The 24,677-nt window shown below is 58.9% G+C and carries 13 protein-coding genes; 4 read left to right on the forward strand and 9 right to left on the reverse strand.

The features are described from left to right. Positions 1–100 precede the first annotated feature (100 nt). The 3 genes from IB264_RS12010 to IB264_RS12020 form a co-directional block, all read right to left on the reverse strand. Complete coding sequence (locus IB264_RS12010; RefSeq protein ID WP_057216731.1) at positions 101–2,038, reverse strand: translation factor GTPase family protein; 1,938 nt, start codon at positions 2,036–2,038, stop codon at positions 101–103. Positions 2,039–2,576: 538 nt separating this feature from the next. Further along, positions 2,577–3,170: an OmpA family protein gene (locus IB264_RS12015; RefSeq protein WP_057216728.1), complete on the reverse strand. Its 594-nt coding sequence runs from the start codon at positions 3,168–3,170 to the stop codon at positions 2,577–2,579. 2 nt (positions 3,171–3,172) lie between these two features. Continuing rightward, complete coding sequence (locus IB264_RS12020; RefSeq protein ID WP_025430447.1) at positions 3,173–3,673, reverse strand: hypothetical protein; 501 nt, start codon at positions 3,671–3,673, stop codon at positions 3,173–3,175. A gap of 422 nt (positions 3,674–4,095) precedes the next feature. On the opposite strand from IB264_RS12020, the gene IB264_RS12025 reads away from it, so the two are divergent. Then, complete coding sequence (locus tag IB264_RS12025; RefSeq protein ID WP_057217203.1) at positions 4,096–4,323, forward strand: hypothetical protein; 228 nt, start codon at positions 4,096–4,098, stop codon at positions 4,321–4,323. Between the two features lie 101 nt (positions 4,324–4,424). Here IB264_RS12025 and xth read toward each other — a convergent pair whose 3' ends face one another. Continuing rightward, positions 4,425–5,195 carry an exodeoxyribonuclease III gene (gene xth / locus IB264_RS12030; RefSeq protein WP_057217201.1) on the reverse strand — a complete coding sequence of 257 codons (771 nt, stop codon included), beginning with the start codon at positions 5,193–5,195 and terminating at the stop codon, positions 4,425–4,427. A gap of 269 nt (positions 5,196–5,464) precedes the next feature. On the opposite strand from xth, the gene IB264_RS12035 reads away from it, so the two are divergent. Together IB264_RS12035 and IB264_RS12040 are read left to right on the forward strand one after the other, a co-directional pair. Beyond that, entirely contained in the window at positions 5,465–6,364 is a 900-nt protein-coding gene (locus IB264_RS12035; protein ID WP_192433669.1) for a Ku protein, read from the forward strand. Between the two features lie 15 nt (positions 6,365–6,379). Further along, positions 6,380–7,186 carry a Ku protein gene (locus IB264_RS12040; protein WP_057216722.1) on the forward strand — a complete coding sequence of 269 codons (807 nt, stop codon included), beginning with the start codon at positions 6,380–6,382 and terminating at the stop codon, positions 7,184–7,186. A 91-nt stretch (positions 7,187–7,277) separates the two neighbouring features. Here the strand turns inward: IB264_RS12040 and ligD are convergent, their stop codons facing one another. The 5 genes from ligD to IB264_RS12065 all read right to left on the reverse strand — a co-directional run bounded on the left by ligD (position 7,278) and on the right by IB264_RS12065 (position 23,357). Next, entirely contained in the window at positions 7,278–9,932 is a 2,655-nt protein-coding gene (gene ligD / locus IB264_RS12045; protein WP_192433397.1) for a DNA ligase D, read from the reverse strand. Between the two features lie 508 nt (positions 9,933–10,440). After that, positions 10,441–11,772 (reverse strand): HlyD family type I secretion periplasmic adaptor subunit, encoded by a 1,332-nt coding sequence (locus IB264_RS12050; protein WP_025430453.1) that lies wholly within the window; start codon positions 11,770–11,772, stop codon positions 10,441–10,443. A gap of 18 nt (positions 11,773–11,790) precedes the next feature. Continuing rightward, entirely contained in the window at positions 11,791–14,289 is a 2,499-nt protein-coding gene (locus tag IB264_RS12055) for a cadherin-like domain-containing protein (RefSeq protein ID WP_192433399.1), read from the reverse strand. Further along, positions 14,286–16,040, reverse strand: coding sequence for a type I secretion system permease/ATPase (locus tag IB264_RS12060; RefSeq protein ID WP_084814095.1), 1,755 nt, complete (start codon positions 16,038–16,040; stop codon positions 14,286–14,288). Before IB264_RS12060 ends, IB264_RS12055 begins: the two co-directional genes overlap by 4 nt. Before the next feature lie 69 nt (positions 16,041–16,109). Next, positions 16,110–23,357: a peroxidase family protein gene (locus IB264_RS12065; RefSeq protein WP_192433401.1), complete on the reverse strand. Its 7,248-nt coding sequence runs from the start codon at positions 23,355–23,357 to the stop codon at positions 16,110–16,112. Positions 23,358–23,782: 425 nt separating this feature from the next. Here IB264_RS12065 and IB264_RS12070 point away from each other — a divergent pair, with 425 nt between their 5' ends. Then, complete coding sequence (locus IB264_RS12070) at positions 23,783–24,445, forward strand: response regulator transcription factor (protein ID WP_025430457.1); 663 nt, start codon at positions 23,783–23,785, stop codon at positions 24,443–24,445. The last annotated feature ends 232 nt before the right edge of the window (positions 24,446–24,677 follow it).

Raw genomic sequence — 24,677 nt, forward strand, 5'->3', positions numbered from 1 at the left:
TCTCATCGTGAGGGATATCGTCAGATGACAATCTGAGCTCCTATGCAGGCATAGCAATGCAGTGTCTTATCGTCGGGGCGGGCGTGATGCTCGCTGCGGGTCACGACAATCGGAGTAGATATTCGCGGCCGTTGAATGGATCGACACCGGAACGCTTGCGCGAACGTTGCGGGTCGGCTGCCGGGGCATAGTGGTGGAAGGAGGTTTCCATGGTCCCCATGCCGCTTGTCAGTCCCGGCAGTTGCTGCTGAATGCCTTGAACCCTCTCGGAGGCGACATGCCCTTCCAGCCGCGCTACGCCATCGGCCACAATCGATTCCTTGGTGACAGCGCCCGACTTGGCAAGCAGGGTCAGCAAGCCACCCAAAGTTTCCGAGGGAGCTTCAAGGTAAAATTGGTCGATCGGCTCACAGACAACGGTTTTTGCCGTTGATAACGCAGTTGCGAGGACCCACGGCGTCAACTGCCGAAAGTCTGCAGCGGTGCTCGACGGGGAACTGTGCCGAGCAGCGGTCATGGCAACGTGGCAATCAATGACTTGCCAGCCGAAGATGCCCTGTTTAAGCGTCTCGAACACGGTTTCCTCGACTGCCCGGTAGTAGCTTGCCGGCATCTGGCCAACATCCACTTCCAGCGCGAAGCTGTTGCCCGCCCCTTCCGGCCGAGGTTCGACGCGCAAGCCAACGGTCGCGAGGAATGGGTTCGGCTCCTTGAAGATGATCTGAAGGCCCGTGCCGGTTCTGGCGAGCCTCTCGGCGCAGATGACTGTACTATCCTCAAACGCAACTTCGAGACCGAAATCCGTCAGCAGAGTCGATTGGATCACCTCCTTCTGCACTTCGCCATAGAGAGACACAAAGATGTCGTTCGTGTCCTCGTTCTTGCGCAGGTCAATCAGCGGGTCCTGTTCGGCCAACTGGTTTAGCGCCAGCCAAAGCGCCGCACTCTCGGAGGGACGCTGCGCTTTAGCCCGGGATTCCAACGTTGGAGGCGCAAAATGGTGCGGGACGTCTGCGAGGCGGGTGGTGCCTACCACGTCGCCGATGCGGGCGATGCCAAGGCCGCTGACCCGAGCAATCTGGCCTGCCCTGAAGCTGGTTGCGCTGTGAATTTTGCCGGCGTCGAAAAGTTGGATTCCGGTCACCCTTGCCGACCCCTGAGGCAGGTCGAGATATTCCCGCACGCGGACCGTGCCAGATGAGAGATAGAGATAGGAGAGCTTCTCACCGCCCCATCCACGCTCGATCTTGAAGATCCTGCCGGTGACAGCAGCATCAGGATCGAGGTCGCGGCTGGGCAGTAGGGTCGCAATTGCTGATGTCAGAGCTGGCAGGCCCACGCCGGTTACCGCCGCGCCAGCAAATGCCGGCTGCAACAGACCGCGAGAAACCTGATCCCGCAGCGAGCGGTCAAGTCTTTCGTCGGTAAGACGATCCGGCGCTTGCAGATAATCGCGCAGCAGCTCGTCATCGTTTTCCGCCAGGGTCTCGCACAGCGCGGTGAAAAGCGGCTCGCTTCCCGGATCGAACGCCTTTACCTGAGCGAGTTTACTACCGGCATCAATGACGGCCGACATGGCGATGGGTCGAACCGGTAGTTGGCCGGCAATGGCTTGCAGCACTTCGTCGTAGCGCGCACCGAGACGATCGACCTTGTTGATGAAGAATAGGAAGGGAACCCCAACACGCTGCAACGCCCGCACCAGCACTCGCGTCTGCGCTTGCACGCCTTCGACTGCGGAAACAACGACGACTGCAGCGTCCAGCAACCCAAGCACGCGCTCAATCTCGGCGATGAAGTCGGGGTGACCGGGCGTATCAATGAGGTTCACCACCGTGTCGCCGATCGTGAATGAAACGACGGCAGCTCGGATGGTGATGCCACGCTGCCGCTCCAGAGCGAGGCTATCTGTCTGTGTATTGCCTGCGTCGACGCTGCCTAGCTTGTCGATGACACTGGCGTCAAAAAGCAGTCGTTCGGTAAGGCTAGTTTTGCCTGCATCCACATGGGCCAGGACGCCCAGATTTAAGGTGCGCATGAATCCTCAACTTCTCAGAAATTCCAACGTGATTTTCGTGAGAAGGGACTCGGCGCATTGGGACCTCTAAGAGCTGATGCCGCATGTTTTGATCCTTGAATCGGATAGGATTTAAGGAACCATGCAGTAGGGTTTCCGCACAACTCTGCTGCTTTGCAGAGCCGCCAGCAAACTTAAAAGCCGTATCTGAATACATGTCAAGAACCGCCATACCTCCCGTTGTGTCGGCAATTCACAGACAACGGTTGATTATCCGAATGCCGGATGGATGCGCGCTTGCTGTGTTTGCCGCCGGCGGCTTTGCGTAGTAGTGCCTCGGCGGTCCGTCGATCTGTTCGTCGTTGAAGACACCGCCTGATGGTGCACTGGTTACTTGTGGGCCAAACACTCCACAAGGGCGACCTCGGGCTCAGTCAGGCGCATACGTCACCGTACGGATAGCGTCGGCCGGTCGGGCCAACGCCAAACGCCATAGCGGTCGCACGTCGGCCCTAAGTAGCCGGCGTGCGTCAATTCATCGGCCCGCAGGACCCATTTTCTACCGCTTTGGAAAAACGAACTCGACGCGCCGGTTGAGAGCGCGCCCTTGGGGATTGTCCGCTCCGTTTTTCGTATTGGGTTCGATCGGACGGCTATCACCTAGCCCTTCGACCGATAGCCGCGCTTTATCTGCTCCATGTTTCACAAGCCATTGCATGACGGCACTAGCTCGCTGAAGGGACAGTTCGTTATTGTACTGAGCCGACCCTTTGGAATCGGTATGACCCTCGATGATGATCGTGCCGGCGGGGACGGATGTGATGAGACGCGCGATGTCCATGAGTGTCGGTTCGGCCGCCGATTGGATGTCGGCCTTGTCGAAATCGAACAGCACATCGCCCGTCATGGACACCCTGACGGTCGTTGCGTCTTGTCGTACGGAAAGACCACCGTGCTGAGCGGTAAGCCCATCGGCTTTCGCAGACAGATCAAACACGGCGCTGTTCAGATCGGAGGGTAGCCCCTTCAAATCAAGAACCGTGGCCTTAAGATCACGTATTTCGCGATGGTAAGGTGACACCTGCGCATAAGAACCGCTGGCCGCTATCATGATCACGACCATCGCGAGGGAACATTTCGCTGCACCAGCCATGGCTATCGGTCGGTAAGTTTGATCGCGTCGAGTGTCTCGACGCCCGGGATCGTCAGTGACACCTCGGTGACGTCCTTTGGCGGAGCAGGGAACCTACCATGCCAGGAACCCGCGATCGGAGAATCCTTGTTAGCTTTGATAACGAGGTTTGGATTTGTCAGCGGCTTATCACTGCTGTCCGTAAGCAGCAGGTATTTCTTATTGCCGGCAAGAACGTAGAAGCTGTTTTCATATGCGTCCTGGCTAATCGAATCATATATTCGTTCCAGCTGGTTCGTCGCGAGCGGCTTGAAGCGGAGTTTGATTGTTAAAACGTCCCCGGCGCGGACAGCTTCGACGACCTGCGCTTCCGCGGCCCCGCCATCGGTCAAGCCTGTGGCTAAGGGTGCGACAGAAGTGGTTTCAGCCTGAGTTTGGGCGAAGGCCGTTTGAGCCAATCCAGTTGTTGCTAGGAGGGCACCAAGAGCACAGACAGTCGTGGCAATTCTGGTCACTTTTACCATATCAATCCTCGATTTTTCAAAATTGCAGGCAGTGCATACGAATCACAAAACAACCTCCAGTAACTTTCTCGCATGGGAGAAATGTGGCGAAGTCTTGAAATTCCCACATTTTCGCCCCGCTTTCATTCGCTGCAGGACCGAGGGCCTGTTCTCTTTCACTGATGAACTGTTGCGATCCCACACAGTTTCCCTGCAATTCGGTGATGTCATCGCTGGTCTGTCAAACCGCTTACGGAATTGTGATCGGAACCATTACTTTTCCCTGCGGTTGGTCAATCAACCAAGGGAGTTGCGCAGAGTTCGTTCGTTGAAGTGCAGCGCTACTCTGTCCCGGTGTCAGGCTCACAGGCACCAGGTGATCGTATTGGCTGTTCTCACAGCTGCGCACGCGACCCTGGCGCACAATGGAGAAAACCATGTCCATAACCGCGATCCTGATCGGTGCTGCCCTCGTGATCGCCGGTGTACTCGATTTGTTTTGGGGTGCGCTCAGGCGTCGACCTCTCAGCGATCCTCACCGATCCATTTCAGATGCCAAGCCGACCCTGGAGCCCAGAGGACAAGGGCTTAGATTTCTTGGTTTGGTGAGGAACTGGCTCGGTATAAGCATGATCGCGATCGGCATGGCAATATTGATCGCCTACGCATAGGATTTAACCTGCAACGGAGAGTTTCCTCCGAAATGAGACGGCCCATAGAAGGACGGATCGATAAAAGAATAGAGGTTTACGGCAGAGCAGATCGTTGCGGGTTAAAGTAGCTCGATCCAAACCGGCGCGTGGTCACTCGTGTGATCCCAACCTCGCACTGACTTGTCCACCTTGGCCCGCTTGAGATCGCCAGCAAGCGCCGGGCTTAACAGGAAATGATCGATGCGAAGCCCAGCGTCTCGGGCAAATGCGTTTCGGAAATACTTCCAGAATGTATAAATCCGCTCATTCGGATGGAGATGCCTCACCGCATCCGTCCAGCCCTGATCAAGAAGTGCGGCATAAGCCGCTTTCACCTCCGGCCTGAAGAGCGCGTCGTCGCGCCACCGCTCCGGTTTGTAAACATCCAGATCGGTTGGCATGACATTGAAGTCGCCAGCCAAGACAACCGGGATCTCCAGTTCTATCAGTTGCGCCGCATAGTGCTGCAGCCGGTCAAACCAACGCAGCTTGTAGTCAAACCTGGGTCCAAGGGCGGGGTTGCCATTCGGCAGATAAAGGCATCCGACGATTATCCCCTCGATTGCCGCCTCGATGTAGCGGCTGTGACTGTCATCAGGATCGCCCGGCAAACCGCGACGCGTCTCCATTGGGGTGCGTCCTCGAGCCAGGATGGCCACCCCGTTCCATGATTTCTGTCCGTGCCAGATCGCGCCATAGCCGGCTTTCTCGATTTCCCGATGAGGAAACCTGCTGTCGGGCGCTTTCAGTTCCTGCAGGCACACGACATCCGGCTGCCTCTCCTCGAGCCACCGCAGCAGCACGTCGAGGCGACCGTTGATGCCGTTGACATTGTAGGTGGCGAGTTTCACCAGAATGATCTGCGCCGCCGGCATGCGATGGGCAGCGACGACGAAGCTTCGTTGCCCATCTTGGACTCGCGATCCTCCTCGCGCCGCCGACGGCGTTCACCGCTGCCGGTATCGATTGGCTCGCGCATTCTCATGGCAGACCTCCCTTGTGATTTTCCCCTCCACAAACGCGGCTGCGGCGCAAAAGATGCATTCGATTGAGAACGGTGGGGAACGAAACGCCGGCTGAGCGGTTGAGTTCCTTTGGCCGCGTCAGGAGAACTTGTATCATGGTTGCCCCAAGAGCGAATTGGAAAGGCTACATCAAGTTCGGCGAGGTGACCTGTCCCGTGGCGCTCTATACGGCGGCATCAACTTCTGACCGCATCGCCTTCAACACTCTCAATCGCAAGACGGGAAACCGAGTCAAACGCGAATTCGTCGATGGCGAGACGGGAGATACGGTTGAGCGTGACGACCAGGTCAAAGGCTATGAGATGGAGAATGGCCAGTACGTCGCCCTGGAACCCGAGGAAATGGCCGAAGCCGTTCCCGACAGCGACAAGACCCTGAAGATAGAGGCCTTCATCCCCTGCTCCCAGATCGACACAATCTACTTCGACAAGCCCTATTATCTCGCTCCCGACAAGCTGGGCACCGATGCCTTCGTGCTGCTGCGCGACGGGATGAAACAGGAAAAGGTCGCCGCGATTGCGCGAACGGTGCTGTTCCGACGGGTGCGCACCGTCCTTATCCGAGTGCATGGCAAGGGGCTGATCGCCTCCACGCTCAACTTTGATTACGAGGTCCGTTCGGCCGACAAGGCTTTCGAGGATCTCCCCGACCTCAAGATCGAAGGCGAGATGCTCGATCTTGCCGAACATATCATCGAAACCAAGAAGGGTAGCTTCGACGCCAGCAGCTTCGACGATCGATATGAGGCTGCGGTGGCCGAACTGGTCAAAGCCAAAATCGAAGGACGCTCGCTTCCCAAAAGGAAGGCGCCCACTGCCTCGAAGCCTGGAGATCTGCTGCAGGCACTGCGCGAAAGTGCGGGCATGGGTGCGAAGAAAACAAAAGCAAAGCGCACCGCAGCGAATGTCAACAAGGGCGCCGCTCGCAAGCCAGCTGCAAAATCTGCAACTGCCAAATCCAAGCCCGCTACCGCGCAAAAACGGCGCGCCAGCTAGTCGGAGGACGCTTTCATGGCCGTTCGGCCCTACTGGAAAGGTTATCTCAAGCTGTCGCTGGTCACCTGCCCCGTGCAGATGATGCCGGCAACGTCCGACGAAGAAAAGGTTCGTTTTCATACGCTCAACCGCGCGACACAGAACCGCGTTATCAGCCACTACATCGATGCGGTCACCGGGCAGGAAGTCAAGGAGGACGACCAGGTCAAGGGCTATCAGCGCGCAGAAGACGAGTACGTTATGCTCGAGGACGGCGAACTCGAAAATGTTGCGCTGGACAGCACCAAAACCATCGACATATCCACCTTCGCACCCCGCGACAGCGTCGAATGGATCTGGTTCGATACCCCGTACTATCTCTCCCCGAACGACCCTGTCGGTCAGGAAGCCTTTTCCGTCATTCGTGAAGCGATGGAGGCCAAGCGGGTGGTTGGCATTTCGCGACTGGTCATCTCGCGTCGCGAACGCGCCGTCTTGCTGGAGCCGCGTGGTAAAGGCATCATCCTGTGGACTTTGCGCTACGGGGACGAGGTCAGGGACGAGAAAGCCTATTTTGAGGATATCGGCAACGAGAAAGCGGATTCCGACATGATGCCGCTCGTCCAGCAATTGATCGAAAAGAAGACCCAGGACTGGAATCCGAAGATGGTCGTCGACCCGGTCCAGGATCGGCTGCTCGACATCATCAACACGAGAAAGAAACAGCTGAAAAACCCCCAGAAAGGCAAAGCGAAATCGCCAGCGTCGGAACCGAGCAATGTCATCAACATCATGGATGCGCTGCGCAAATCTGTGGCCGCCGAAACCCGACCCCGCAAATGAGCCGCGCACCATTGCCGAGGCTTCCGGTCCGCTACAGCCATCGCCCACGATCCATGTCGAGGTGAAAAGCATCCGCATTTTCGGCGGATGACTACGCCGCAGCCCTGTTCGTTTTGCTCAGGCGCTTGATCGCCTGCTCCAGCGAGCGCTGGCTTTCACAATAATCCTGCCAAGCGGTCCCCGCTCTCAGAAGCTCCGGCACGGTCCGGATCGTGAAGCGTGTGGGATCGAGACCCTTTTTGACCTGCGTCCAGTTGAGCGGCATCGACACCGTGGCGCCGGGGCGCGCCCGCGGCGACAGGGGCGCAACAGCGGTCGACATCCTGTCGTTGCGCAAGTAGTCGAGGAAGATGCGGCCCTCGCGCTGGTTCTTCGCCATCCTGATCAGGTAAAGATCTGGATTGTCGCGGGCCATCCGCTGACAGATATCATGGGCAAAAGCCTTCGCCTCTTCCCAACTCAATTTCTTCCGTCGCGACACGGCAAGCGGCGTTACGACGTGCAGTCCCTTGCCACCCGTCGTCTTGCAGAAGCTTACCAGCCCGAGTTCTGCCAACCGGTCGCGAATTTCCCGCGCCGCGTCAATGACGGTGGAAAACTCGACTTCGGGGCCCGGGTCCAGATCGAACACCAGGCGGCCGGGCACCTCCGGTTTCCCGGGCTCGCAATTCCAGGGATGCAGTTCGACACCACCGATCTGGGCGATCGCCGCAAGCCCCTCGACGCGGTCGATCTGCAGGTAGGGCTTCTTGTCCCCGAATACGGTGACCAGCTCGAGCAGGTTCGATGTTCCCGGCATGGCATGTCGCTGGAAGAATTGCTCGCCGCCAATCCCGTCGGGAGTGCGAATGATCGAACAGGGCCGCCCTTTGATATGATCGATCAGCCAGGACCCGACCGCCTCATAATATTGGGCAAGCTCAACCTTGGTCACCGGCTTCCCATCGCCACCATCCGGCCATAGAGGTTTTTCCGGGCTGGAAATCAGCACGCCCATGACCTCGGCCTTCCCGCCCTTGCGAATACGATTTGGTACTGGCTTTACCGTCGAAGGATCGGACACGGCAGCCTTTGAAGGTGACGCCGGTTTTTCCGCTTTCACCTCGCCCGCCGGTTTGTCTTCCCTCAAGCCCTTGAATGCCGCCTGCCGCACCTGGCCATCAGTCGTCCAGCCGGCGAATTCGATCTCGGCAACGAGATCCGGCTTGAGCCAAACGATATTCCGATCCTTCTTTGGCGCCCCGATCCCCGTAAAGGGTGACCGGGAGGCCTCGAGCTTTTGCAGCTTCGGCAACAGCGTTTCGACGGTCTTTGCGCCATAGCCTGTCCCGACCCGGCCGACATAGACGAAATGCTCGCCACGATTGACGCCAACAAGGAGAGATCGGAATTTGCCGTTGGTCGTTGCATAGGCGCCGATGACGACTTCATGACCTGCGCGGCATTTGGATTTCGCCCACGTGTCGGAGCGGCCGGACTGGTACGGCGCATCCGCTTTTTTGGAAACGATGCCCTCAAGCGAAAGACGGCGGGCCGATCGCAGCACGGCGTCACCGTCGGTTTCAAAATGCTCGGTGAAGCGCAGATGCGGATCGTCGCCCGCATCCTCCAGCATCGCTGCGAGCCGTTCTTTCCGCTGTGTCAGCGCAAGCTCTCGCAGGTCCTCATCGCCGGTAAACAGGAGATCGAATGCAAAGTAGACCAAGGCATCAGTCTCGCCTTCGGAAAGTGCTGCCTGAAGGGCGGCAAAATCAGGTGCTCCTTTTTCGTCAAGAGCACAGATCTCACCATCGATGATGGCATCAGGCAGAGCTGCTGCCGACTTGGCGATGGCGGCAAATTTGGCTGCCCAGTCGAGACCTTTGCGGGTTTTCAAAGTCGCCTTCCCATTCTCGACCCGCATCTGAATGCGATAGCCATCAAATTTGATCTCATGGATCCAGCCACCGCCGTTCGGAGGGCGGTCCAGTGTTTCGCATAACTGCGGTGGGATGAAATCAGGCATTCTGGATTTCGGGCGTCTGGCGGACACAGACTTTTTTCGGCTCCCCGCTCCCGCCTGGCGTTCCTCGGCGGCAAGACCGTGGTTGCTGTCCCACACCGCGTCGGCCCCAATAGCGCCGCCCTCCACCATGAAGGGCTTTGGCTTTCTGCCTTTGCCCGACGCGATCGCGTCCATCGAGCGTCCGGAGGCGACTGAGGTGTCGTTTTCCTCAAGGACAGCCGCTCCGTTCTCATCGACCGAAAAATCGTCACGATGTTTGATCAGGAGCCAATTCGTTCGTTTTCCACCATCGCGATCATGACGCATGCGCACGAGCACGAAACTGCCGTGGAGCCGTTTGCCCTCAAGTGTGAACTTGAAATCACCTTTGGCCAGCGCCTCTTCCGGCGTCCGATTTCCTTCCGGCTCCCAATAACCGCGATCCCACAGCATGACAGTGCCCCCGCCATACTGGCCTTTCGGAATGGTGCCTTCGAAATCGCCATAGTCGAGCGGGTGATCCTCGACCTCCACCGCAAGGCGCTTGTCTTGGGGATCGAGCGATGGCCCCTTGGTCACGGCCCAGGATTTGAAGACACCGTCGAGCTCCAAACGAAGATCGTAGTGCAGCTGGGTGGCGTCATGTTTCTGAATGACGAAGCGACGTCGATTGGAAGGGCTGAGCTTGCCCGCTCCGCTTGGTTCCTTGGTGACCTTGAAATCGCGCTTCTGTTTGTAGGTCGAAAGCTTGTCGCTGGCCATCGCTGTCCCCGGTACTCGTCCGCCATCCGCACCGACTTCCTTGAGTGTAGATCAGGTGCGTGCAGGCTCGCCTGCCAATTCGTTGCTCATGGCAACACAAGGATAACGCGCCCGTGTTCACCGTGCTGTCACGTGCTGGAACGGCTCGCATCCTCGCGAGACAAAACAATTTTCGGGTGCGTTTGGTTCCTCTCGCGGTTGATCGATGTCGGCGGGTGGGGGGAAGCTGCGGAGTTTCGATCTTCAGCAAGCCTCTACCCTGTCAGCCGGACTTTGCACACTGCCCGGACGTCAGACAGCAGGTCTGGATGACGATCAAGATGCAGAGCAGCTTTACCAGTGGCACTGACGTGCTTCGCCCTGCCTGCTTGTGGTGGCCACTTTGGAGTTTCTTAAGCGTCCCGTCCGGCGACAGACGGTCATCCCAAGGATGTCGCGGAAACAGCCCTGGGATGACCCGTTCGCGCACGAGGCACGTCACGCCTCGGTACGAAAGATCGGAAATTGTTCACTGTTCTCGAAAGGCCCGGCTGAATTGGTCGGTGAGCGGCTTCGATAAGAACGACAGTGCTGTTCTTTGCTCCGTTGAAACGAAGACCTCCACCGGCATACCGGGCAAGAGTTTATTGTCACCGAGCTTGGCCAACTCCACTTGGGCAACCCCAATATCCGCCAAGTAGTATGTCTCACCGGAACTTGGGTCGTTGCTCGTAGCGGCCGACACATAGGTGACGTGTCCGGAGAGCTCGGGAGTGGTGCGTTGATTGAATGCCGAAAAGCGAAGCTTCGCCACCTGACCGGAGAACACCTGATCGATATCGGTGGGAGAAAGCCGGGCCTGGATCTTAAGTGCAGCGTCGGTCGGGACAAGGGTGACCAGTTTTTCCGCCGGCGTAATGACCCCACCGATCGTGTGGACGAAAAGCTCGTTCACGGTTCCCGACAAAGGGGCGCGTATATCAGTGCGTTGCAACCGATCTTCGACAGCCACCTTTCGTTCACTCAACTCCGAGATCTTCTGTTCGACGGTCGTTAGATCACGCTGTGCTTCGGTTCGAGCCGCCTCGTCGATGGCAATGATCTGAAGCTCGATTTCGCTGGTTCTGGCCTTGGACCGCGCGATGTTGGCTTGTATCTCGCCGTACTCGCCGGTGATCTTCGCCATTTCGCGATCGATGATGTACTTGCGGGAGGTCTCGAGCAGGTTCTTGTCGGTGAGGCGTTTGATCTTCTTGTGCTCGGTTTTGATCAGCGCCAGTTCGTCCTGCTTTGCCGAGAGCTGAACCTTCAAGCCATTGACCTCCTCTTCCAGTTGGGAAATTCCCAACTGCAGCTGTTGCTTCTGGCTTTCCCGGTTCTGGCGGTTCCCGTCGAAAAGCCGCGCCTCGCCCATGAAGACCGTCGGGACCACACTCATTGCCTCACTGAGTTCTGCTCCAAACTGCAATTCGGCCAGGTTGTCCCGCTCGGCGACAAGCCTCGTCTTTCGCGCAGCCAGTTCAACGAGCTGGTTCTTGACAATGGACAGTTCCGCTCGGGTTTGCACGTCGTCAAGCCGTAGCATGATGTCGCCTTTTCTAACGGCGTCGCCTTCCTTGACCAGGATCTCGCTGACGATGCCGCCGTCACGATGCTGGATCGCCTTCAGGTTCTGATCGACCTTGACCATTCCCGCCGCAACGATCGCGCCCGTAAGCTGGGCCGTGGCGGCCCATCCGCCGGCACCGGCGAAAAGCAGAACCCCAAGCATGGCACCGACGATAACCCGGAAGGTTACCGGGAACGCGGCGTCTGCCTCATCGTCGCCGATGGCTGGAGGATTTCGTTGTGATTTGAGCATTTTGTTTCCCTCCCCAGATTATATTTGAGCGGTCTCGACGACCACCAACATGTGATGACCGCTCAAAGTGACAGCCACCTCATATTCCTGGTCATTGTCGGTATCGAATTCGATCCGCGTAATGCCGTGTTCCTCTGTCCCCTCATGCCGCATCCTGATCGGGAGAGCATCTTCATCTACATCCTCCCCATAGATGGCCTCGAAATGATCCTCGAGATTATCGACGATCTCCTCGAAGATCTGATACCTCGACATCTCGATGCGGTCCCCCACCATGAAATCGAGGATGTGATGGATGGCATCGCTGGTCGATGAGCCGGCCGGCATATTGAAACGGAAGACGTCATCGCCGCTGCCTCCCTCAAGGGTTAGGGCCGTTTGACCGACGTGGAAGACATCCGCCTGGGCGCTGCCCACGATCTGTTCAAAGCTTGTGACAATGTCGGTGCCGATATCGACACCGGTCGCAACGCCGGTCGCAAGGTCGATGACAACCCCATGCGCTGCTGCAGAATAATCGAGAGTGTCCAGACCCGATTGGCCGTTATAATTGTCGTCGGCATTGTCGGCCGCAGCCACGACGGTATCGTTGCCCGCCCCAGCCGAAACGATATCTGCACCAGCCCCATCCTCAATCGTGTCGTCGCCGGCTCCGGTGACGATCGTCTCGGCGTGATCGCTGCCGATGACGCTGTCATCGCCTTGACCGGTCAGGACCACCTCGAAATTCGCGACGGTGTCCTCGCCGATTTCTGCGCCCGAGGCTTGGCCTTCGCTGAGGTCGATCTCGATCGACCGTGACAAGCTGGAATAATCGAGCGTGTCGGTGCCATCTCCGCCATCGTAAAGATCGGGGAGAAGATCCCCTCCTGCATCTTTAACCGTATCGTCGCCGGCTCCGGTGGCGATTGTCTCGGCCTCAAGGCTGGGGGTCACGCTGTCATCCCCCTGACCGGTCATGACCACCTCAAAATTCGAGATGGTATCGTCGCCAATCTCTTCACCTGAGGCTTTGCCTTCGCTGAGGTCGATGGTGATCGATTGTGACACGCTGGAATAGTCGAGTGTGTCGGAGCCGTCGCCGCCGTCATATTGGTCCGATACGAGATCCCCCTCGCCCGCAATCGTGTCGTTACCAGCACCTCCCATGACGATATCCTCGTCGCCGCCCCCGACCAGAACGTCCGCGCCTTCGTCCCCGAAGAGATGGTCCTTGCCCGCTTGCCCGAGCAGGGTATCGTTTCCGCTACCGCCGGACAGGCGATCGTCACCGCTGCCGCCGTCGATGGCGTCGTTGCCTTCATCACCGGCAACCAAATCGTTTCCGTCGCCGCCGAAGGCCAGGTCGTCGTCAGCGCCTCCATGCAGGGCGTCGTCTCCCTCATCCCCAGACAGAATATCGCGCCCCTCCTCGCCAAACAGACGGTCGTTGCCGCTGCCGCCGTGGATCTGATCGTCGCCGGTGCCGCCGAAGACGACATCGTTTCCGATCCCTGCGAAAATGATGTCGTTGCCCCCGCCCGCGACGATGTTGTCGTTGCCTTCGCCACCATTCACCGTGTCGGCACCACCTCGGGCATCAATGCTGTCATCACCCGCCCTGCCGTCGATGGCATCGCCGCAATTGGTGCCGAGCAACAGATCGTCACCCACAGTCCCGACGATCGGCGGGGCGTTGACCACGGAAAAAGACGCAGTCTGGGTAATCGAAAGCTGGCCATCTGTGATCTGGTAGGTAATCGTTACCGGACCAAGCTCTGTCCAATCGTAAAGCCAACCTTCTGCGGTCCTCGTAATGGTGCCGGATGTCACCGTGATATCCCTGACGGAAAGCACATTGCCGTCCGGATCGGATGCACCGCGCAATAGATCCGAAAGGCCGATGACGACCGCAGCACAACCGGAAACATCTTTCAGTGTGACTGAGCCGTTCACGCGTGGTGCGCGGTTAACGGGGTCATTATCTTCGTTGTCGTCATCATCGTCATCGTCATCACCACCACCCGACTTGTCGTCTTCCTCGTCCTTCGTCGGGAAAGTTTTGACGGGAGGGCCGGCAGTAGAGGGGCCTGGCGCGACATTGTCGTTCGACGCCCTCAAGACAGGCGACGGGCTTTCCAGCTCCCACCGTTCAGACATCGAGGTCGAGAAATCATCCGGCCGGAATGAGGGCGAACGAATGTCGACGGCATCCATTTCTTCGTTCTGGCTATTGTAGTTTCGCATGGCGCCGCCAGCCTTCTTTTTGGCCGGCGCTTCCTCTTCCTTGACTTCTTCCGGCTTGTTCTCCGCCACCAACTGCAAGGGCGCGATATCCTCCTGCGGCTCCCTGGCTTGCGGAGGCTCCTCCGCCGGCTCCGACGCCGTGCTGAAGGCGCTCTTCAGATAAAGCGCAAAGCCCGTCAACAACATCGCGATAACAGCCGGCGCTCTTGACGGCGCTTCCTCGTTCTTCAGGCTGTAGCGCTGGTGCGGGTCTTCCTCTTTGACCGTTTTTGTTCCCTTCGCCTCGATCATTCCGACACCTTTGACGTCATGCGCGCGGGCAGTGCGGGTCGGCCAACGGCGTCCCCGATCGCGGCTGGTTTCAGGATTTCGTTCTTGGGCCCAAACGCGACCAGCTTGCCGCCTTGAACCACGGCGATCAGGTCGCAGGCGGTAAGCGCGCTCGGACGATGGGCAATGACAATGGCAATGCCATTGCGGGCGCGAACGGCTTGTATGGCCTGCGTCAGTGCGGACTCGCCCTCTCCGTCGAGATTGGAGTTGGGCTCGTCCATGACGACGATGAACGGATTGCGGTACAACGCCCGTGCAAGCGCGATCCGCTGCCTCTGACCCGCGGACAGGGATGCGCCCTGGGGCCCGAGTGCCGTGCGATAACCATCCGGCAACCGCACGATCATCTCGTGAATACCCGTGGTTTGTGCCGCGTCCACGATTGCCCTTGGGTCGACGTCAGGGTCAAGCCGGGAAATGTTCTCCTCAACCGTGGCGTCCAGGAGCGCCACGTCCTGCGGGAGATAACCGATGTGCTGCCCGAGACAGCTGTCTGACCATTGCGTCAGTTCCGCATCATCCAACCGAACGCCACCGCGAAGGGGCGGCCAGATCCCGGTCAGCGCGCGCGCCAGCGTTGTCTTGCCGCCGCCGCTTGGACCGATAATGCCCAACACCTGGCCGGCTTCGATGTCGAAACTGACGTCGCTCAGAAGAACACGGCCGGAACCGGGCGCTGCGACCGTGAGCTTTTCGACCTTCAAGGTCTTGGCGGGCGCAGGAAGGTCCATCGGTGCAACGGTACTCGTCAATGCGACCACCGTTTCCTTGAGGCGACCGAAGGCGGTTCGTGCCGTGACGAAACTCTTCCAGTTGCCGACGGCAAGATCGACCGGGGCAAGGGCGCGCGCCGAGGCAACGGATGCAGCGATGATGGCGCCGGCAGACATTTCCCCCTGGATCGTCAGCCACGCCCCCAGGCCCAGAACCGCAGACTGCAACACCATCCGAAGCACCCGGGAGATCGCCCCAAAGGTGCCGCTGATGTCGTTTGTCCGGGTTTGAAGCGCCAGATGCTCCTTGTTGGCAACATTGAACCGGCTGACCGCACGCGGCGCAAAGCCCATGGCCTTCAACACCTCGGCATTGCGGGTGTTTGAATCGGCAATGGCATTTCGCTCAATACCGGCCTTGTGGGTGGCGGCGGCCCATCTGCGCGTCATCACCTCGGTCAGGATCGCGAGAATCGTGAGGACAAAAGCGCCGCCAAATGTCAGGGCGCCGAGATAGGGATGCAGCATGTAGACGAAGATCAGGTAGAGCGGCATCCAGGGAAGGTCGAAAAAGGCGATCGGCCCCTGGCTGCCGAGAAATCCCCTGACCGTATCGACGTCGCGGCCGCGCTCGAGGGCCTCTGCCGTGGAGAAGCCGAAACGGGGCATGTCGATCGCAACTTCATGCGCCAGCGGGGCGATCTTTGCATCCAGCCTTGCGCCGACGCGCACCAGTATCTGTGAGCGGATGATGTCGAAGAGCCCCTGGAACAAATAGAGCCCGATCGCCAGGATCGAGAGCCCGAGCAGGGTCGGGATGCTGCCGCTGGTCAAAGCCCGGTCGTAGATCTGCAGCATGTAGAAGGAGCCGGTCAGCGCCAGAATGTTGATTATTCCGGAGGTGATGAAAAGGAAGAGGAATATTCCTTTAAATCTCTGCGTAAGCTTCTCAGCGTTCTTACGTTTCGTGCCAGTCAGTGGGGTCTTCGTGCGCATGATACTCACCAATCCGCGTTTGATGGAGTAAGCCGGCGCGCCCTTGGTCGGCGCGCCGGAAAACGCTGGTTACAAGTTGAAGTCAGAACCGGTGAGGTTGTGGTTCCCCTTGATGTTCAGGCGGAACTCTGCGGCTCCGTCACTGTCGACGCTACCCGAGACGACGGTGTAATCGCCATCGGCCCTGGTTTCATGGGTCACGGCGAGTTGTGCCGGGCCACTTAGGCTCGATCCCGAGACCAGGGTGAAGGATTGATTTCCCGCGACCCCGTTGTTGGCATCGGTACCGCTGAGGTCGATCTTGTCACCGGCCTGGAAGCTGGTGATCGTATCGCCATCGGCATTGGCTTCGGACTGGAACCGGAAGGTATCGTTGCCGGCTCCGCCTTCGATGACGTTGACGAAGGCATTGGCGACAATCGTGTCATTGCCCGAGCCGGTCACGACATTTTCGATCCCCCACAGGGTATCCTGCCCGGTCTGACTGCTGGACACGCTCCCCTGGTTCATGAACCCGGAGCCGATATCGACGGTCAGACTGGCGGTTATGGCCGACATGTCCAAAGTGTCGTTGCCGGCATCGCCGTAGTAGATGTCGTCACCATCATCCTTGGCGGCGACAATGATATCGTCGCCGGATCCCCCGGATACGAAGTCGCTGCCGGCACCGGTCTGGATCATGTCATTGCCGGCATCGGCAAAGATACGGTCCGATCCGGCATCGCCGTAGAGCATGTCGTTGCCCTCACCGCCGAGAATGTCGTCGTTGCCGTCGCCGCCGAAGACCAGGTCGTTGCCGCCACCGGACGTGATGAAGTCGTTGCCCTCATCACCTCTGATGACGTCTGCACCCTCACCACCGATGACGGTGTCATTGCCACCAAGGGCAACGATCGTTTCGGCATTTGCCGTACCAAGCAGGACGTCTGCACTGGCTGTGCCGGCGATCGGCGATCCTGCGGACGGAGCAGGAGTGTTCGGCGTTTCAGCGGTATCGTCGTCCGTCCCGGTGATCTGCGGTCCGCCGCCGTCGTATTTCTTGAACGTGACGGAGTTCGTGCCGTTGCTGACCGTGACGTTGCCGTTGGCCTCGGTGGTCACGAAGTCCGTCAGCGTGCCCCCGAGCTCGATCACGTCCTGCGGACGCAGTTGGCCGACAAGCGTGTCGTTACCGCCATTAGACCGGAAGACGATCCGATGCTCGGAGCTGAGCCCGGTTATGTCGACCGTGTCGTCGCCGGTATTGCCGTCGATGGTGATCGTGCTGAAGTTGAGGCTTGTGAACGGCGCATTGAAATCGCCGAACACCTGGATCGTGTCACCAACGATGGGGCCGCCGCCGTCAGGCTGGTTCGGGTTGTTGCCGTTGTTCGCGGTCGTATTGAAAGCGCTGACCGTGATTTCTTCGATGTTGTCCAGTTCGGCGATAACAGTGGTGTTCAGCCCGACTGTACGGGTGATGATGATCTCGGCATCCGCACCGGTGACAGGAACCCCTGCGGCAATGGCAGCTGCCTTTGCATAGATACGGAACGTTTCTGCCTCACCATTGCCAGTGAGCTGGAAGGTGTCGGTGCCGGCGTCGCCATCAACACGATCAAACCCTTCGGTGGAACTCATGTTGATGGTGTCGTTGCCGGTACCGGCGTCGATCATGTCATTGCCGGTGCCGCCGTTGATCGTGTCTCCACCGTCGCCGGCATCTATGTTGTCATTGCCGCCGCCGCCGGTGATCGTCGTTCCCGCGGTATTGCCGATGATGATTTCGGCAGCACCGCCGCCGGTGATGTTTCCGGTCACGCGGTTGATGTTGACCTGGGCCGTATCCGTCAGGCCGCCATCGGTAGCGGTGTAGACGAACGAGCCGCCTGCTCCGCCTGTGTCATTCAGGGTGAGGATGCCCGCCCCGATCACCGGAGTAGTGACGCCATCCGGGCTGCTGACGGCGGTGATCGTAAGGGCGCTGCCTTCCGGGTCGGTATCGTTGGCAAGAAGGGCTGCATGCGAGATCGTGAAGTTCACCCCTTGCGCGACGTTGGTGATGACCGTGTCGGTATTGACGGACGGTGCATCGTTGATGGCATTCACGGTGACGGTCGTGGTGGCGACCGCGCTGGTCAAAAGCCCGTCATTGACGGTGACCTGGATGCTACGGGCGGCCGTGCTCGGGTTCTCCGAGGTGTTGGCGTAACGCACCTGCTGGATTGCAGTGCGGAAGTTGGCAATCGACGAGGGGCCGGTGAGGGTCAGGGTAATCTGCCCCGCAACCGAAGTGTCCACCGCCGCGGAAATTCCTCCCGGCAGGCCGCCCTGCACCGTCAAGGCATCACCGGCGCTGGCATTGGTCAGAACCACCCGGGCAGAAGCCAGGGTCGTGCCATCGTCGGTAATGACAGGGCCAAGCGCAATGGCAACGGCAGGGGCATTTTCGGTATAGCTCGTCTGGTAGTTGTTGCCAGGCGCGCCAGCCACGGGCGTGATCGTATCGACCTCGGTCTGGATGTTGACGTTGTCGATGTAGAGGTTTTCACCGCCGTCGAAAGTCCCTGCGGCTCTGAAGCGGATTTGAGTATTCGTGCCGATCAAGCCTTGGGGGATTGGGGCCGTAAAGACGTTCGTTTGATTGCCGCCGACGGTGCCAAGCTCCGTCCATGCGCCGTTGGTTGTGTTACGAACTTCGACCACGACATTCTCGCCGCCATCCAGTTCGTCTGCGACGTAGTTGAAGCTTAGGGTCGCCCTGGTAATGCCTGTCAGATTGACAGCACGCGCAAGGGTCTCATTGCCATCGATGCCTTCGATGAATTGCAGTCTGCCAGCGGCGAGACTGACACTGATATCACCCCCTGTGGCGCCGCCGGTATCGTTGCCTTCAACCCATGGGCCTCCCCAGTTCGAAGCGCCGTTGTTATTCGTGTAGGCGGCTGCGGTGAACGTATCGCGATAGGCCTGCGCGACCGTCGCTGTCGTCGTGGTGGTCGAGGGGCCGTGCAGATCCAGCGTCGGCGCCTGCAGCGAGATATCCTGGTCGGTGAAATCCAGAAGCTCGACGTTTCGGATCGTGTCGGTGCCGTCGGTCGCCAACCCGCCAACATGGGCGACTGTAACCGTGCCGTTTGTGTTGAACGTAATGTCATATTCGGCACGGGCACCCGAGAACACGGCCGTGTCGATGTCGGCAATCCCGTCGCTATCCACCTGGTCGTTGCTGTCGCGGATTGTCCGCACGATTGCCAGCTGACCCGGATTGATGGTGCCGTTGAACATGGCGGCGGCGAGCGTCGTCATGCTGTTGTGCAGTACAGGCGTGCCTGTATGCTCAGGATCGTTGGCGGCATAGACGCCGATCTGCACGTCCAGCCACTTGTCGCCGTCGATGATGTCGTCACCGGCGTTGCCGATGATACGGTCGCTGCCGTCGCCGCCGAGGATGATGTCTCCGCCGTCGAAGGAGGTGACGCCGGCGCCAAGCAGCGCCTGCAGGCCATTGACAAGCGCAATGCCTTCAGCGTCGAGCACGCTGCCGAGATACCCTGTGGTCCCGCCTTGGGTCAGAGGCGCCCTATCGGCCGCCACGTCTTCGGTTCCGGCCAACACGTCGTTGAACCTCGTCCCGGAGAGACCTTCCATGGATTCGTATTCGTCGAGTGCAGCGTTCTCCGGCAGCACCGGAGCTTCGTCGAACACGATCGGGATCGACAGGTCGGCATTTACCCCACGGGCGTTGTCCTTGTAGGTCGCCCAGTCGAAGCCGGACATGCCCACCATTTTTCCGCGGCCGGCGCTGCCGACCATGATGTCGTCGCCACCTTCGCCGATGAACTCGTCAAAGCCGCCATCGCCGAGGAACACGTCATGTCCGTCAACGCCGTCATGGGCAAAGACTTCATCGAAGTTATCGCCAGGCGCACCGTCAAATGTACCGGTTTCGATCCAGTCGTTGCCCTCGTTGCCGAGGATGCGTTCGGCGTTCTTGTTGCCGTAGATGAAGTCGTTGCCGGTTCCGGCGAAGACCTCCGATCCCATGTCGGTGCCGAGGAAGATGAAGTCCTGGCCGTCATTGCCCATGACCAGGTCGAGGCCGGGTCCTGCATGGACGACGTCATTGCCGGCACCCGCCTTGATGTTGTCGTCACCGCCGGAGTCGACGATGATATCGTCGCCTGCGCCGGCATTGATGATATCGTTGCCGAACCCACCTTCCAGCCGGTCGTTGCCGCCGTCGCCATAAAGTGTGTCGTCACCGATCCCGGCGATCAGGATATCGTTCTGCTCGGTGCCGCCAAGGACCACGTGGTCGCCGCCGGTATATTTGAGATAGTTGGTATCCGCGCCCGGTGTCGCCGGGTTGTTGCGTTGGACGAGTGGTGTGAGAATACCACCGCCGAGAGGGTCATTGCCCAGATTGTCGGCACTTTCGTCGACGCCGGTCCCGGGATTGTCATCCATGATGCCGTCTGCACCGGCCGTCTCGCCGAGACCGGGATTATACTGCTTGGTCCGATCGATCTCGAGAATGAGGCCGGGTGTCGAGAAAACGTCGGAAGGAAGATGCGTCGCGTCGGTATTGCGCATGATCATGGCTGCGAAGGAGTTGTTCTCCATCTCGCCAAAGAGGTGCAGGCCGTCGAGACGCTGCAGGTAATAGAAGCGGTCGCCGCTCTGCAGTTTTTCCATCTGGGTTTCGAAGACGAAGTTGAAGGTCGAGCCGAGCATGCCGCCGAAGGGCATGATCTGTTCGGCAAGGCCGCCGATCCATAGATCGACATCGTTGAGACCACCAAGCGATCCCCCGGCAAAGGCGCCGGTGGCATTGAGAAAGTCCTCGGCGTTCGCCTGTACCGCCAGTCCGCCGAAGGACTGGTTGAAGATCAGGGTCATCGCGGCGTCGCGCTTGCCTTCGATCGTCGTCTGGCCGGTGATCAGCGGATGCGTGCCGTAGGCGGCGATGAAGTTGATGATCGAGGCTTCGTGTTTGAGATGGCTAGCGAAGTCGACCCAGCTCTCATAGGGCTTGAGCAGGGCATCCTGGTTGGTCGCCGCATAGAACTGAGCGCGCGCTTCATTCAAGGTCGGCACACCCGTGTCACGACCGCGAGCCAGGTTGATGGTCGCCAGATCGAGCGGCAGCCCCAAGAGATTGTTGCGAAGTGCGCTGGTGACGAACTCGTCGATCTCGTTGCCCACCTGCCGGGTCATGCCACGGATAATGGCGCCGGCGGCGACATCGGCATCAACCACGCCGGCCGTACCGTTGTTCTTGAACTGGATCGGATTGAGAAAGCCCTCGATCAAGCCGATATGGTCGGCATTGAAGCTTTCGTCGAAGCGGTCGATGGACTCAGTCAGCATCGAGTGACCGAAGCGATAGACCACGTGAGCGAACTCCGCCACGATCGACGGGTCGATGGTGACGTCGAAACCGTCCGGCACCAGGAACACGTTGATATTGGGCTGGATCTTGCGTGCAAATTCTTCAAAAACAAGATGCTGATACTGCATTTCGGTGCCGAACTTGGCAGCCTGGAATAGGCGTTCGCCGTCCCAGATGAGCCCGGTTGCGCTTGCCGGTACTTCCGTGACGTCGACAGCCAGCCATTCGTTCAGAAATGCAACGGCCTCCGCTTGCGAAGCACCGTTTGTGAGCATGGCAGCGGCGTCGGCCAACACCACGTCCTTGGTGTGCTGCACCAGGCGATTGTGTTCGGAGTGGAAGACGTGGTGGACGGCCGTCAGGCCGATATTCTCGTTTGCACGGCCGTCACCGGCGATAAAGTGGGCGTCAAGCAACTCGTTGTCATACTGACCATCGGTCGGCGTTTGGTCCGGATTGCCGAGCCCGATTTCTAGATCGCCGTCGGCAAGACCCGTGGGGACCGCATTGTGGGCGATGTCGGCCAGGAAAGCGTGACCGGTCCGCACGGCCAGATGCTGTACATCGGGAAGCGTATCGGCGTCGGGACCGTCTGCGACGAGATTAAACAGGCTGAGTGGAGCGGTTGGCGTGCCCGATTGCAGTGACTGCGGTGGCCCGGCCATGACAACCTGCGGGAAGCCCGTTGTCGGGTTGGGGATGAAGTTGCCATAGGCGTCGGTCGCCAGCAGCGGCAGGTTGCCGACATGAAAGTCGGTCAATTCGATGCCGAGGATCGTTCTTGCCTGGGCCTTGACGTCGGCCCAGGTGGCCATCCCGCCATTGACGCCTTCAATCAGCCGTCCGGTTGCAACCGGAACGCCGTCCGCATTGAGCACATATTGGCGCAGGAATACCTGATGGGAGGGATGCGAGGTATAGGTCTGGTTCTGGTCGACGAATGAGGTCGTGTTGTTGACCGGACGGTCCGTATCGTCTGCGGTCCCCATCACACCATCGGCGCCCGGCCCGGCCAAAGTCGCGCGGGTCAGCACCATGAAGTTGGTCGTGCCACCTGGCACATAAAGCGGGTCGTCGGGCATCAGCGGTATGAACACGGTGCCGTTGCCGCCCTTGGCGACAAGATCGAGCCCGTGATCGAAGAACTGGCCAAAGAGCGTGAACCAGGAATTGAATGAGGCAGACAAGCCTTCGTCCGGCGCCAGGTTGGTGATTTTGACGTTCGCGCCTTCAAGTTCGATGCCGTTGTCTGTGAGAAGAGTCATCAGACCATCGTCGACAGCATCAAGTGCTGCGCGTGCCGCGTCCAGTTCCGCAAGCGCATCGGCTGCCGCCTGTTGCAAGGCTGCGTTGCCGGGACTGGCCGATGCCGCCGCCGCCGCTTCCGCATATTCGCGCTCTTCGGTCGCGACAGCTCTGAACTGCGGGATCAGCGGTGCATAGGCCGCCGAAATCGCTGCTGTGACGGCCATCTGCTGGTCCGGGGGAACGATGCCAGCCCTTTGCAGGCCGGTCAAAATGGCCGACGGATTGCCAAGGGTCTGGTCGACGAGCAGGTTGGAAATGGTACGCACATAGGGGTCGAACACGTCACCGGGGCCGGCTGTTCCGGGGCCGTCATTGTCGATGCCTGGCTGGTAGGTGACGGGGACCATCGGTGCCGGACCGGGACCGTCGGGGTCGACCATGATCGTGCGGAAATCGGTGCCCAAAGGCTCTGGGAATTCATTGTCGGCCGCACCCCATTCCGGGTGAAGCGGGTTGTTATAGGTGCCGTCAACCGTTCGCAGGCCCCAAGAAACATTGTAGCTTGGAACCGAACCGTTCGGGCCGAACAGCGACTTGCCCTGAGTACCACCCGACTGCTCGAAGAGCGCGTGATCCTCTGCGATTTTGATCTGCTTCAAGATGAAATCGAGGTCAGAACGAATATAGGCAACCATTTCTACTCTCCCCTTGAAGCCGGCAAATGCGGCTTGGCGTGACCGGTGAAATATTATTGATGACGTCGATCGTCCTGCTGCGCGGGTTGTTGCCCGCACATCGTCGACAGAAACATTCGCTTTATCTAATTTGCTAATAATCAACTGGTCCGATGCCTCTTGGCCAGTTGCCTAAGTCCAGTCATTTTTCAGACTTTGGTGCCTAAAGCGCGCATGACGTTGGTCGCCTAACCCCGGGACCAAGGTCTTAATCACAGGGCGCAGCATCACCGCTGCTCTGGAGGTCAAACGGTTCAGGCGATGGCTTTGCCCGACAGGCGGTTCCAGACCGTTGAGGCACTACAGATTTAGACTTACCTACATAAGCTCATGGACAGGAAATGGGCGCAGGCGTATATCTCCCGCCAGAGGGTGGGAGATCAAATATGAGATCAATTGCACTGGCTCTGGCCGATGATCATCCATTGATGCTCGCGGGTCTTGTAGATCTATTTAGATCCAAAGAGGAGTTTGTAGTCGTCGCGACTGGGTCTTCCGCCGAAGAAGTACTTGAGATCGGGCTACAAACAGCGCCGGAAGTTTTCATCGTCGACATTATGATGCCTGGCAACATCTTCAATACTATCCTGGACCTGATGAAACGCGGTTGCAGGACGAGGTTCCTGGCGTTCAGCGCCATGTCGAAATCTGACATCGCAATCAATGCGCTCAAGGCCGGCGCCAGCGGCTACGTCGTCAAGGGGACCAGTCCACAGGAGCTCATCGATGCGGTTAAGGCCGTTCAGCGAGGTGAGATTTTCATAAGCCGGGATCTCGCCTGCAAGTTGATTGAACACCACAGAATGGCTTCGCTCCGTGCCGCAGCCGGGCCACCCGTCAAGTTCAGCCTCAGGGAAGGCCAAATCATCGCAATGCTGACGCGGGGATGCACCAACCGCCAGATCGCCGTGGAATTGAAGATTGGCGAAAAAACCGTTAAGAATCATATGACTGCGCTCATGCAAAAGTTAAATGTCCGCAATCGCCTCGAAGTGCTGATTGCGACACAGAAACTTGATCGGGACGAGCTGCCCGCTCCACGCCACTGATGGTGATATCACAAAGCCTTGCCTGATCTGATACCCGATTGCCTCAATTACTAGCTGTATTTCGAAACGTTTCTGAGGCGCTACTCTCCGACGGATTCACCCGATCCGGAAAGGCACTACGCTCACCGATTGTACGCACTGGAAGCGTCGGGTCTCATTCCGCCCTACCACTATTGACGAATGCCCAGTTAGAGCAACTCACCGCAAGTCGCACACAGCAGCCGATCGTTTG

Origin of the sequence: Ensifer sp. ENS11, assembly GCF_014851895.1 — a bacterium.
Lineage (GTDB): Bacteria > Pseudomonadota > Alphaproteobacteria > Rhizobiales > Rhizobiaceae > Ensifer > Ensifer canadensis.